This window comes from Nitrosomonas sp., from assembly GCF_019635155.1.
Taxonomy (GTDB): domain Bacteria; phylum Pseudomonadota; class Gammaproteobacteria; order Burkholderiales; family Nitrosomonadaceae; genus Nitrosomonas.
Genome location: NZ_JAHBZY010000014.1, coordinates 52778 through 66348, shown reverse-complemented (window position 1 = coordinate 66348; position 13571 = coordinate 52778). Strand labels below are relative to the sequence as shown.

Below are 13571 nucleotides of genomic sequence, written 5' to 3'. Positions count from 1 at the left end.
TCATGACCGATTACAAGAACACACTGAATTTACTCGATACCCCATTTCCGATGCGAGGCAATCTCGCCAGTCGAGAACCCATGATGCTGAAAGCTTGGCAAGAAAAAAATCTATACCAAAAAATCCGTATCGCATGCAAAGGACGTCCAAAATTCATTTTACATGACGGCCCTCCTTATGCGAACGGTGACATTCATATCGGCCATGCTGTTAATAAAATTCTAAAAGACATCATTATCAAAAGTAAAACACTGGCGGGATACGATGCACCCTATATCCCCGGATGGGATTGTCACGGATTACCGATAGAGCATCAGATTGAAAAGAAACATGGTAAGAATCTACCGGCCGATAAAGTCCGGGAACTATGCCGCGCCTTCGCCATACAACAAGTTGAGCGTCAGAAAGCTGACTTTATACGATTGGGCGTATTAGGAGATTGGGAGAATCCCTATCTTACGATGAACTTCAAAACAGAAGCCGGTATTATCCGTGCCCTTGGAAAAATTTATCAGAACGGCTTTCTGTATCAAGGACAAAAACCGGTCAATTGGTGTATTGATTGCGGCTCGGCACTGGCAGAGGCGGAAGTCGAATATGAAAATAAAACTTCACCGGCCATAGATGTTGGTTTTACCGTACAACCCGAATTCCACGAATTGCTCAATAATGCATTTGGAATCAGCATCCCGGCAGAAACTCAAACCTTTGTCGTCATTTGGACCACTACGCCCTGGACTCTTCCTGCGAACCAAGCAGTCTGTGTTCATCCAGAGTTCGATTATGCATTAGTACAAACATCGCGTGGCTTGCTGATACTCGCCAGCGAACTACTCCAAGCTTGCCTGGAACGTTACGAACTGACCGGTGTAACATTGGCGGCTTGCAAAGGCCAAGCCTTAGAACATTTACCCCTGCAACACCCATTTGAAGCGCGCACTGTAAAAATAATCTGCGGCAAACATGTTACATTGGATGCCGGTACCGGACTTGTGCATACAGCACCTGCGCATGGCTTAGACGATTATTTTGCCGGTCAACAGTATGGCTTACCGAGTGAAAGCCCGGTCGATGGCAGCGGCAAATTTATTGCCAGCACGCCTTTAGTTGGTGGTCTCCCCGTATGGAAAGCAAACGATATCGTCATAGATGCTATCAATTCCAACGACCATTTATTTTGTAATAAAAAAATTGAGCATAGCTATCCCCATTGCTGGCGCCACAAAACCCCCATTATTTTTCGTGCAACGCCGCAATGGTTTATTGGTATGAACCTTCACAATCGATCTGATTTGTCGGAACGCAAAAAAAGCTTGCGCGAGTTGGCAATGCAAGCAGTCGACAACACCGATTTCTATCCCGGTTGGGGAAGATCCCGTTTGGAAGCGATGATCAAGAACCGCCCGGATTGGTGTATTTCGCGGCAGCGGAATTGGGGGGTTCCAATGACGTTCTTTATTCATAAAGAAACCCACGCACCCCACCCACGCTCCCATGAATTGTTGGAACAAGTTGCACAAAGGGTCGAACAGCAAGGTATAGAAGCTTGGTTCTCATTGGATGCTGCGGAGCTGCTCGGTGCAGAAGCCAAGGATTTCATGAAATCAACCGATACCCTGGATGTCTGGTTCGACTCCGGCACTACGCACGATACGGTCGTTAAGACAAGCGAACAGCTTAATTTTCCTGCCGATCTCTATCTGGAAGGCTCCGATCAGCATCGCGGCTGGTTCCAATCTTCATTGTTAACCAGTTGTTCGATTAATAGTTGTGCTCCCTACCATGCATTGCTCACGCACGGATTCGTAGTGGACGGACAAGGCCATAAAATGAGTAAGTCAAAGGGAAATGTCATTGCGCCTCAAAAAGTAATGGATACTTCCGGTGCTGATATTCTGCGATTATGGGTTGCCTCAACGGACTACTCCGGTGAGCTCTCGATTTCAGAAGAGATTTTGAAACGAGTGGTTGAGAGCTACCGGCGTATACGCAATACGCTTCGCTTCTTACTCGCCAACTTGGCGGATTTCGACCCGAAAACCGACCAAGTCGACATCGCCGATTGCCTGGAAATCGACCGCTATATGGTATCGTTTACCGAAACGTTCCAGAAAGAACTGATCCAGGCTTATGAGCGTTATGAGTTTCATCAGGTTGTTTATCAACTACATAACTTCTGCTCGGAAGATTTGGGCGGTTTTTATTTGGATATTCTTAAAGACCGTCTTTACACATCAGCAACCAAAGGTCTCCCACGCCGTTCTGCACAAACCGCGCTGCACCATATCGCACACAGTTTGGTGCGACTATTTGCACCGATCTTGAGCTTCACATCCGAGGAAGTTTGGGAATATCTGTCTAAAGATAACAGCGATAGCGTTTTACTGCATCAGTGGCATAATTTTCCGGAACAATCGTCCACGGAAATATTGCAACAACGCTGGGCAAAAATACGGGCATTACGTTCGCAAGTTTTAAAAAAACTGGAAGAATCTCGTACGCACGGAGCAATCGGCTCATCGCTAGCCGCGACAGTGGAAATTCGCACCAATAGCGAAGATTTTCTCCTGCTTAATGCCTTGGAGGATGATTTACGTTTCGTATTGATCGTCTCGGAAGTCAATCTGATCCAAGTCAATGATCCACTACAGGAGGGTATTGAGATAACATCCAGCATTCATAAAAAATGCGAGCGCTGCTGGCACTATCGCCAGGATGTGGGACAACATGTAGAGCATCCCACTTTGTGTTCACGATGTATCACCAATCTATATAGTACCGGTGAGAAACGCCATTTTGCGTAATACCAGTTACTAACTCTTAGAATTATTTCCTATGAAGCTATATATCAGTTTAAGTATCGCAGCACTTGTTTTAATTCTGGATCTCGCCAGTAAATATTGGGTTGAATCCACATTAGAATTTGGACAAACAATCCCGATCACCAGTTTTTTCAATTTGATATTGACCTACAATCCAGGTGCCGCCTTCAGCTTCCTGAGCGACCAATCAGGATGGCAGCGCTGGTTCCTAAGCGGTATCGCCGGAATCGCTATTCTTCTGATCATACTTTTTCTCAACAAATACAAACACGAACAGTTATTCTGCCTATCATTAAGCTTAGTGCTTGGAGGAGCCTCAGGAAACTTATACGATCGCATCACACTGGGGCATGTTGTCGATTTTCTGGATTTCTACATTGGCAGTTATCACTGGCCAGCTTTTAATATTGCCGACTCCGCTATTTTTGTCGGTGCCGCCCTTATGATTTATGAAAGCTTTCGTAATAAAAAAGAACAGGAAAGTCCTACAGAAAAACCTGAATAACGTTGATCAATCCGAACACAGCATTCGAAACTTCACTTCTTCGATTTCTTTTCCTTGGCAATCGGGCTTTGTAAAGTGTAACCATGTTCTTTCATTTTATACCCGCCATAAGCCCCCGCACCGGCAACCGCTAAGGTCCAGCAGCCTGATAACAGCGGCAGTATCATCACAAAAACAATTACGCTTACTATCCGTTTTCTTTTCATCCCGGTTCCCATTAAAAAATTAAGAAAGTGCTGAATAATGTACCGAGTAAGAAGCGATACAACACAAGCAATACACAAAAAATTAGACGTATCAAAGTGATAAGCTAATTCTTAAACCTAGTTAACACAGCAGATCGCAAAAACAATAAGAATGACAAGGCCGCTTTCACCCGCCCTTGCGCCGATGCAATTACATTCCACCCGGCTAAAATACGTTGAAACCTTTGTACGGTTACTACGCGGCACGGTAATTGCGTTAAAAATTTGCGAAAAATGCTCATTTACCCCGTGTAAACTCCGCTTTTTCGCAAATTTTTGCCTTATTCTCGTACCGCTCATGACACCGTGCAAAGGTCTTACGTTATAAATATTTTCAGTGACAGCGTGGCATACTCAGATTCTGAGTGACGTTTGAAAAGATGCACACACTCATGATCCATGTGTTTTCCGCTCAGATGATTTCAACGTTCACCATTGCCGCCATCAACCGCAAAGGAATCAAGCGTCGACACAGTTGCGTTTCGCTTTAATTCTCTGGCGCAACTCTTGGAGCAAATACAGGCTCTGCTCAAGCAACACCCCATTATCCGGCCCTTCGCAAAATCATCAAGGAGGAGAAGCGATAAAACCGCGATATCGAAACACGCTCCTTCCTCGTTCCGCTGTTATTTAGTTGATTTCTTATTCTCTTCTTTAGTAACCGGGTTCTGCAAGGTATAACCTTCTTCTTTCATTTTATAGCCGCCGTAGGCACCTGCGCCTGCTGCCGCTACCGTCCAGCACCCTGATAATAATGGCACTACCACAGCAAAAATACCTGCGATTAACAATCGTTTGATTTTCATGATTATCTCCTTACAGTAATATTAATAATCTTACCCGTTTTTTTATGACTGTAAATCATCACATAAAATTACGAACAATCAAAATATCAAGAAGGTCTAGGCGGTACCCTTATCCATTCTCCCGAACATTTTTTAACATACGGGTAATAGCCTTCCGGATTTCGGCAGTAATACCAATAGGCTTGCTTCTGAACCGGTGCCGGAGCAGGCCTGAAATTATCATTGCGCTGTATGAAAGTCGGTGTCCTTGGTGCTGTAACCAGTGGACCTGAAATTACCGGGGAGGCGACAAGTAATGCAGGATAACCGCCCAACGGGTAGTAAGGCTCAAAATATCGATACGGACCAAAACCCGCGTAGTTGCTATACCCCCCTACACCGCGCCAACCACTATAAAAACCGAAACCAGGAAAAGGCACACCAAATCCGTAATAACCAAATGGCGCAAATGGACTATAGTAACTAAATGGTCCAAATCCCAAACCCAATCCTAATCCCAAACCGAGTCCCAAGCCAAACCCATCATGATGGTGATGATGGTGACCGTGCCCATCATGGCCATGATGCCCAACAGTTTGATCAACATGCCCATTATTAACAGCTATTCCATCAGAAGATGAGTTTTGATCAACACTGCTATCTTGAGCAGATTGCTCAGTGATAGATGCAACATCCCCTGATTCAGGGGCTTCAGAAGTTGATGTCACTTCACCAGTTTCAACTGATTCATTCGCTGCTGCAGCATCTGTTACCGGATCAGCCATCTCTTTCCCAAGCGGCTCTTGAGAGATCTCATCGTGAACCGATGTCGAACCGTCATTCTGAACTGAATCACTTTCTAGAGAAAAATCACTCTGTTGATCAATTACATCAGCCTGTTCTAATCCATCCGATTGACCCGGATCATCGGCCACTCCGAAGTCATCCGGCTGGCCCAAATCATTATCCTGGTAAAAAACATCGCCTTGATCATAACCACCTTGATCAGGATAGTCAGAACTCCCTCCGTCATCGTAACTATCAGCACCGTTAAAGTCGGATTCATAGCCACCATAATCGCTTCCGAAGTCCCCACCATAATCGCCCCCGAAGTCTCCACCATCGAATCCGCCGCCATCAAAGCCCCCATCGTCACCTTCTGCAATTGCTGTATCTGTCAAAAATAACCCACAGAGCGCAATGGCCAGACATGCCAACCTGAACTTTTTCATGTCAACCTCAGTAATAGTAATCACAACTCACAATAACCTAAGTTTAGATTGAGTAACATTATTGCCACACATTTAACTATCAATAAAAAACCACTTCGCCTTCAAATTATCTTAGAAAAAAAACTCTGAACAAATACTGAATAAAATATCGCGATTGATTTGATAGAATAGAGCGGAACATTTGTTTTGCAGTTTTAAATCTGCATTTTTCCAACATTCATCGCGTTAGCATTTAATGCCAAGCACGTTTCTGAATCATTCAAAATCTCATAATATTTTGTTCTCATACTTGAATTTTGACTGGTTAACTGACTGATCAATTTAGCAAACTGTTTCTTTATATTCATTTCTGAACAGCATCTCTTTTGTGCGCATTGAAATCAAGTAGCCTAACAAGATAGCCCATTGATTTCCTGATATTATCCCAAATTTATTATTAAAAAAGCAGATGAGATTTCCTTCAATTAAATAATTTGCCTCAGCTTTTCTAACTAAGGCCTTAGAACAAAAACAATGCTGAACTGATGATTAAGCAGTACATGGAAATATAATAGTTATTATGATTCTTAATTGAATTAAGGAGAGAAATCCTAAATGTGTGGAATTATTGGCGCAATTGCAAAAGCAAATGTGGTGCCGGTCCTATTGGAAGGATTGCAGCGTCTCGAATATCGCGGCTACGATTCCGCAGGTCTTGTATTCACTGATTACGGACTAAAAAGATTACGCACCGCAGGCCGCGTACATCAGCTTTGTAAGCTAGTGGAACAAGAAAATGCTCAAGGATTTGCTGGTATCGCTCATACGCGATGGGCCACGCACGGAAAACCTTCCGAGCAGAATGCGCACCCTCATTTTTCGGGAGGCGAATCGCGCATAGCGGTTGTGCACAATGGAATCATAGAAAATCATGAAAGCATTCGCACGTTCCTTAAAAATCATGGCTACCAGTTTTCGTCGGAAACTGATTCCGAAGTCATTGCACACCTCATTGCTTTTAAACTGAAGGAAATCCCTGATTTTTTCAAAGCTGTCTGTTTAGCCGTTGCGGAACTACAAGGAGCGTACGCCATTGCAGTTATGGAAGAAGCGCATCCCGAGCGAATCATCGTCGCCCGTCATGGCGCACCGTTAATTTTGGGGATAGGTAAAGACGGTAACTACGTCGCATCGGATGTCTCTGCATTACTGCAAGTGACACGCGATGTAATCTACCTTGAAGAAGGTGATATCGCGGAGCTTAGCAATCATAGTTTCCATATTGTCAATTGTCTGCATGATCAATTAGGCGAACCGGTCAATCGCATCATCCATGAATCGCATCTGTCCAACGAAGAGATCGGATTAGGGTCATACGCACACTACATGCAAAAGGAAATATTCGAGCAACCAAGCGCAGTCGCCAACACGTTGGAAATGATATCGAATACCCAATCCATCACACCCAATTTATTTGGCAGCGAAGCAGGAAAAATTTTTCTCAATACCAAACAAATTCTGATATTAGCGTGTGGAACCAGCTATCACGCCGGCTTAGTCGCTCGATACTGGCTCGAAAAGGTCGCCGGCATACCATGCAATGTCGAAATCGCCAGTGAGTACCGTTACCGGAATCCCGTATCCGATCCAGCAACTTTAGTGGTTGCCATTTCACAATCCGGTGAAACAGCTGACACATTGGCGGCAATGAATTACGCCAAGAAACTTGGTCATACTTATAGTCTCGCGATTTGTAATGTTCCGGAGAGCGCATTGATACGGCAAGCCGATTTGCGTTTTCTCACCCGCGCCGGCCCGGAAATCGGCGTTGCTTCAACAAAAGCATTCACTACGCAGCTAGCCTCGCTACTGCTGCTGACCATCACATTGGCCAAAATGCGTCATAGACTTCCAGCACATGATGAGCGCCAATTGATATTGACGTTGCGTCATTTACCCAATGCTTTAAAGCAGGCATTAAAAGTCGAACCGCTCGTCAAGAACTGGGCGCAAAATTTTGCACAAAAACGCCATGCATTATTTCTTGGCCGCGGCGTGCACTATCCGATCGCGATGGAAGGTGCGCTCAAACTAAAAGAGATTTCCTATATTCATGCAGAAGCTTACGCAGCCGGTGAGCTCAAACATGGACCGTTAGCGCTGATTGACGATGAAATGCCGGTTGTCGCAATTGCCCCAAGTAACCAGCTATTGGATAAACTTAAATCCAATTTGCAAGAAGTACAAGCTCGCGGCGGTGAGCTTTACGTATTCGCGGATGCAGATTCGCAAATTACACCTAGCGAGCATCTCCACGTGATTCGTTTAACCGAGTATGCCGGGCTACTAAGCCCGATTCTGCATACTATCCCGCTGCAATTATTGGCATATCACGTCGCCCTCGTAAAAGGCACGGATGTCGACAAACCCAGGAATTTGGCCAAAGCGGTGACAGTTGAGTAAGAAATTGCTTTAAACATTCGAGTCACTGTTCAAATGTTCAATCACCAGTACTCACAATTACAAAATCTGCCCCCTTGGTTTCAGATAGTTCAGGCCATATCCTTTCCCGGAAACGAGAAAATCGTTAATTGCCAGTTCAATCGATAGTTTCTATTTGAATATTAAGTGTTAATAAATTATCCGACTACTATTGAGCTATTCAAAATTTTATCTCAGCAAACAATCATGAATCATCGCGTTCTTGAGTGACAACGGATCTATTTCATGGCGCGTGCGAGTTTTACTGTCATCCACAGCAATTTCTGAATATAATCCAAAGCTGATGCAGCTTACGGCAGACACTATATTCCATAAAAATTAGGAGTAACAGAAGGGTCTCGTGTAAAGATAATCCAAAATCAAGTAATGCTGAGAACTGGGAAATAGTCTTAGGCAAATGTTATCGCTGCCATAGCTCTAATTTCTTGTTCTTGTCATACCACCTCAACAAATTCTAGTTAAAAGGGGAATCAACGTGAAACAATCATTTGTGTCGTCAGATCAACGGTTTCTATCTTTTATTTCAGCTTTGTTTCTCTTCTTCGGCGTATCTTCATGCACACTCATTCCGGAAACAGACCCTGATCGTGGCGCAACCACTGTTCAACAAGATCCGTTTGGAGACAGCTATACGACCATCAAATATCTCGATCAAGGCTGGGATATTTCAGACAGTTTATGGTTTTATACCACGACACAGGGATCCAATCTAATGCCGTATGATTTCTTCATGGTATTGGAAAAACCGGGAGAATCAACGCTGTTCCGCTCCAACGAGAACATGAATGCCTTCCGCTATTTGCCGCAAAAAGCCACATCCTACAATCCTGACGCATTACCGGTTGGCTGGGTCAAAGACGACTATAAGGGCCGGGAATACATTGGTCTCACGTGCGCAGCGTGCCATACCGGTCAGGTAAACTATAACGGTGTCGGTATCCGTATCGATGGCGGACCGGCCAGCGCGGATATGGAAGAAATTATGATCAGTCTCTCCAAAGCGCTCCAATACGTTCGCAAAAATGAGGAGGCCAAAAACCACTTTGTCAAGAATGTCCTCGCACGCGGTAATTATAAATCCGAAACAGAAGTTCTCGGTGATCTCGCAAAATACGAACAACGCTTAACCGACTACACCATTATTAACCGCAGTCCGACACCTTACGGCTATGCCCGACTGGATGCATTCGGACGTATCTACAATCGGGTTCTTGAACATCTCATCAACGAAAGAGAACTCAGAGACTTGTTGCACGACCGCAGAATCATGCGCGACAAAGGCATGAGTGATGAAGAGCTCGACCAAATCATGGCCGATATGGATAGAATTCCTACCGGTGATCAACGCGACCGAATGGTGGAACGTTTAACTCAGAGCTTGACAAAATGGCAATTGGGAAGACTGCGGAAAGCCATCTATAACCCTGCCAATGCACCCGTCAGCTATCCATTTCTATGGGATATTCCGCAACACGACTATGTCCAATGGAACGGTTTGGCGGCCAATGCCGGACTAGGCCCGGTAGGACGAAATACCGGTGAAGTAATCGGTGTATTCGGTACATTGGATTGGAACGAAGAAAAGGGAATGTCGATCTCCACCCTGATCGGCGGACAAAACACCAGTACCAAAATCAGTTTCGATTCTTCCGTAAATGTCCACAACCTGCACAGGATTGAATCGCATCTGTGGAAGCTGCAATCACCCCAATGGCCGGAAGATATTCTTGGCTCCATTGATCAGCAGCGCGCACTGCGTGGTCAATCTTTGTTCATTGAATATTGCGCGGGCTGCCATGCCAAAATCGTCCGCGACGACCCGGATCGCCGAGTCATCGCCAGCATGTCCAAAGTCAGTGATGTCGGCACGGATCCTATCATGGCCGAAAACAGTTTCAGCCGTACCGGTTATTCCGGCATACTGCGTAATCAGTATGTCAATGTAGGGGTCGGCAGTATTCTATTGGATCAAAAAGCGCCGGCTGCTGCTTTGCTGACCAAAGCAACACTGAATGTAGTCGCTACCCCGGACCCTGATAAACTTTTCTTCCAACGCTGGGGAGACTGGATCACTGATATCGCCCGGGCATTCTTCCACAATGAAATAAAACCATCGATCAAGCACGGTAATTACGATCCGGACACCACCGTAAAACCGTTGGCGTCATTGAATGCCTATAAGGCACGATCGTTAAACGGCATTTGGGCAACAGCCCCATATCTTCATAACGGCTCCGTGCCAACTTTGTATGATCTGCTGTTACCGAAAAAAAGTGAAGGTGATCCGGAAGATGGAGAATATCGGCCCGATCAATTTGAAGTAGGTTCAAGAGAATTCGATCCGGTCAAAGTAGGTCTCAAAAGTAGCGGATACGAAGGTTTTACTTTTGATACCAGTTTAAAAGGCAATAGTAATGCAGGACATGAATATACCACTGGTAAAACAGCGCAGTTAAACGGAAAAATTCTAAAACCGCTCACCAAGGAAGAACGGTTGGATTTGCTGGAATATCTGAAGACTCTATAATTGGAATTTAAACAATTACATTAAATAACAAGGGGTTATTAAATGAATACAAATTATCTTGAACGGTATGACGCAACCTCCGATACAGAAAAATTTCCGTTGGTGCGCCGATGGATAGATACCGAACCCTTACCTTTCTTCAAAGAATTGCGCGAAAAACGCCCCATTCTGGTAACGCCTGATTGCACGCTGGTAACCCGATTTGACGATGTCCGGGAGATTTTGAAAATGTACAAGGTCTTTACCGTTAAACCCTATGTTCCAAAAATGGATAATTATTTGATGGCGCATGATGACGATGCGTTGCATACGCGGGAAAAATCATTGATGCAATTTATGCTCAACCGCGATGATTTACCGAAAGTACGCAACATGGTGGCGGATATCGCTCGAGGAATTCTTACCAAAGCCAATGGCCAGATCGAAGTCGTAAACAGCTTTTGCCGCATGGTTCCAGCCACACTGGTACAAGACTACTTCGGCCTAACGGGCGCTGACCGGAAAGATCTGATCGAATGGTCCTACTGGAATCAATACGATACATTTCACAATCATCCGTTTGACTTGGTACCTCCGGAATTGTCACAGCGGATCATTGATCGCCATAACGAAACTTCCAAGAAACTAGGCGAGTACATCACCATGTTGATTGCAAAGCGCTTGCTTGCAGTTAAAGCGGAGAAATTGACTTTCTCGACCATCATCAGATTACGGGATGATATTGTAACCAGAATGTTACGAACCAGTTTTGCCAAGGAATTGGATTTTGACATCAAGCGTCTGGGTGTCAATGCGGGTGGTTTATTAATCGGCGCGATTGAAACCACTTCACAAGCGGTTGCTCAAGTATTGCAATATTTATTCCAACACCCGCAATGGCTGGAAGCCGCAAAAACAGCCGCGAAAAAAGAAGATCCTTCAGAGTTTGACGGAATCGTTTGGGAAGCTCTACGATTCTCGCCGATAACCCCATATTTATTCCGTACGACTGCAAGCGACTATACTGCGGCTAAAGGAACAAATCATGAAACAGTTCTGCGTACCGGAACTTATGTATTGCCCGTAACATTATCAGCAATGTTCGATGAGCGGGCATTTGAATCTCCGGATGAATTTATCCCTCAACGCAATTGGTATAACTATTTCCACTTTGGATTCGGAAACCACGAATGTCTGGGACGTTATGTCGGAATGGTGATGATTCCGGAAATGGCACGCCAAGTATTGTTACAAAATAATATCGAAGCGAAAGGGAATATTGATTATAAAGCCGGACCGTTCCCTGAAGCGTATCAATTAGCCTGGACTACACAATAGCATCGTTTCAGGAGCAGGGATTTCAATAATAAGAATGATTGGAACTGCTACTTTTTGGGATCAAATTAACAACGAAGAGGACAAAAAATTTCAGTGTTCTATAGAAAAAATTGCATGCAATTTAAACTATCGAACACTGATTGCTTTTTCTAACAATTAATAATTGGATTTTTCTTCGGTCGAACGAGCTTTCCCACCACCTTCTTGATCGCCTGCAGGGATTTGATGAAATGGCTGGATAGTTTTGCCATATGCATCCGGATCAGGAGACTCGGGAGCTGTTGGTTTACCACCACACGCAACCAAAACCAAAGCTGCTGATACTACCAATAAATGTATAATTTTCATTTAAAACCTTCTGTTTGTACGTTAATGATTAATTTTTTGTTACGACGATAAGAAGAGTACCGGGTAAGACAATTGGAAACTTTGATCTTAATCAACTTAACTCAACCTCCACTTTGCATACCGCCGTCACCCCTCGCACCTTCTCATGAAGAGTGTATTCAGTGGCTCAGATCAAAATACATTTTCATCAATCGTTAAACGATTTCATTGATCCGGCACTCCGTGACAAGGAAATCAGTCATTGCTTTTTTCGTAGCGCTTCGATCAAGGATATGATCGAGTCATTTAATGTGCCGCATACCGAAGTTGAACGGATTCTGGTCAATGGGCATGCTGTTAATTTTGATTATCTTGTGCAAGACTCCGATCACATTCAAGTTTATCCAACGCTTGAGACGAACTCGCCAGCTTCGCAGTTACGACTTCGTGCGGAAATACCCTGTCCGCTCCTTTTTGTGGTCGATACCAATCTCGGCAGATTGGCGCGGTATCTACGATTATTAGGTTTTGATTGCCTCTATCGTAATGATTATGAAGACAATACCATCGCTGAAATATCTCACGACCAACAACGGATGCTGTTGACCCGGGATCGCGCACTCTTGCAACGTAAGATTATTACATTCGGTTATTTTGTAAGAGCAGACATCCCCAAAATACAAATCCACGAAGTTCTAAAACGATTTGATTTATATTCCATGGTTATGCCTCTGACGCGCTGCGTCCATTGCAACGGTCATTTAGAGAAAATTGCCAAACAACAAATTGAGCACCGCTTGCAACCGCTCACGAAAAAATACCATGACGAATTCTTGGTTTGCCGGAACTGCAAACAGATTTATTGGCAAGGAAGCCACCATTCCCGAATAGAAACTCTAATCAATGAATTAACTAACCCGAATACAATGTATAGAAAAATCTAATCATCAATACAAATTATTTGCTCGATATGCTGGAACATCGAGTTGGCTGAAAAACCAAACCAATGATCGGAATCATTGTGACGCGCACCGATCACCACACCCATGGCATTCTGATCGGGGTAAAGTAACATCGTGATCGAACGGGCCTGATGGTGTTGGCAATCAAACTCGTACCGCGTTTTTATTGCACGAAAACCACCCTCTTGCTTTTCTTCATAACTGGATAATACCCAGATTTTCCGGAAAACACCGTCTCTGAGTATCGTTTCCGGATCAAAATAATGCGTTTCATTGTATTTTGTCGCAATATCCACTTTGATCCACTTGGCTTGCACCGGAATGGCCATCCATAATAGTACTAACATCAATAAGCATTTTTTCATCTT

At 44.3% G+C, this 13571-nt stretch carries 11 protein-coding genes; 6 read left to right on the top strand and 5 right to left on the bottom strand.

The features are described 5' to 3' along the window. Positions 1 to 2 precede the first annotated feature (2 nt). Both ileS and lspA read left to right on the top strand, forming a co-directional pair. Positions 3 to 2804: an isoleucine--tRNA ligase gene (gene ileS, locus KF839_RS10525; protein ID WP_292917803.1), complete on the top strand. Its 2802-nt coding sequence runs from the start codon at positions 3 to 5 to the stop codon at positions 2802 to 2804. 31 nt (positions 2805 to 2835) lie between these two features. After that, the gene (lspA, locus tag KF839_RS10520) at positions 2836 to 3327 is read left to right on the top strand and encodes a signal peptidase II (RefSeq protein ID WP_292917802.1); all 492 of its coding nucleotides are present in this window, start codon (positions 2836 to 2838) and stop codon (positions 3325 to 3327) included. Positions 3328 to 3359: 32 nt separating this feature from the next. On the opposite strand, the gene KF839_RS10515 is transcribed toward lspA, so the two are convergent. From KF839_RS10515 to KF839_RS10505, 3 genes are all read right to left on the bottom strand, one after another. After that, positions 3360 to 3533: a hypothetical protein gene (locus KF839_RS10515; RefSeq protein ID WP_292917801.1), complete on the bottom strand. Its 174-nt coding sequence runs from the start codon at positions 3531 to 3533 to the stop codon at positions 3360 to 3362. A gap of 665 nt (positions 3534 to 4198) precedes the next feature. Beyond that, positions 4199 to 4378, bottom strand: coding sequence for a hypothetical protein (locus tag KF839_RS10510; RefSeq protein ID WP_292917800.1), 180 nt, complete (start codon positions 4376 to 4378; stop codon positions 4199 to 4201). 86 nt (positions 4379 to 4464) lie between these two features. Then, positions 4465 to 5613, bottom strand: a complete 1149-nt coding sequence (locus KF839_RS10505) for a hypothetical protein (RefSeq protein WP_292917799.1) — start codon at positions 5611 to 5613, stop codon at positions 4465 to 4467. A gap of 570 nt (positions 5614 to 6183) precedes the next feature. Between KF839_RS10505 and glmS the strand changes: the two genes are divergently transcribed. The 3 genes from glmS (at position 6184) to KF839_RS10490 (ending at position 11914) form a co-directional block, all read left to right on the top strand. Then, a complete protein-coding gene (gene glmS, locus KF839_RS10500) occupies positions 6184 to 8031 on the top strand; it encodes a glutamine--fructose-6-phosphate transaminase (isomerizing) (protein WP_292917798.1) in 1848 nt (615 codons plus the stop codon). A gap of 514 nt (positions 8032 to 8545) precedes the next feature. Further along, positions 8546 to 10597, top strand: coding sequence for a di-heme-cytochrome C peroxidase (locus KF839_RS10495; RefSeq protein WP_292917797.1), 2052 nt, complete (start codon positions 8546 to 8548; stop codon positions 10595 to 10597). A 42-nt stretch (positions 10598 to 10639) separates the two neighbouring features. Further along, complete coding sequence (locus KF839_RS10490) at positions 10640 to 11914, top strand: cytochrome P450 (protein WP_292917796.1); 1275 nt, start codon at positions 10640 to 10642, stop codon at positions 11912 to 11914. Positions 11915 to 12070: 156 nt separating this feature from the next. Here the strand turns inward: KF839_RS10490 and KF839_RS10485 are convergent, their stop codons facing one another. Then, entirely contained in the window at positions 12071 to 12262 is a 192-nt protein-coding gene (locus tag KF839_RS10485; protein WP_292917795.1) for a hypothetical protein, read from the bottom strand. A gap of 161 nt (positions 12263 to 12423) precedes the next feature. Here KF839_RS10485 and KF839_RS10480 point away from each other — a divergent pair, with 161 nt between their 5' ends. Next, positions 12424 to 13185 (top strand): Mut7-C RNAse domain-containing protein, encoded by a 762-nt coding sequence (locus KF839_RS10480; RefSeq protein WP_292917794.1) that lies wholly within the window; start codon positions 12424 to 12426, stop codon positions 13183 to 13185. Here KF839_RS10480 and KF839_RS10475 read toward each other — a convergent pair. Beyond that, on the bottom strand, positions 13182 to 13550 hold the full coding sequence (locus KF839_RS10475; RefSeq protein WP_292917793.1) for a surface-adhesin E family protein: 369 nt from the start codon (positions 13548 to 13550) through the stop codon (positions 13182 to 13184). The genes KF839_RS10480 and KF839_RS10475 overlap by 4 nt on opposite strands. Positions 13551 to 13571 lie beyond the last annotated feature (21 nt).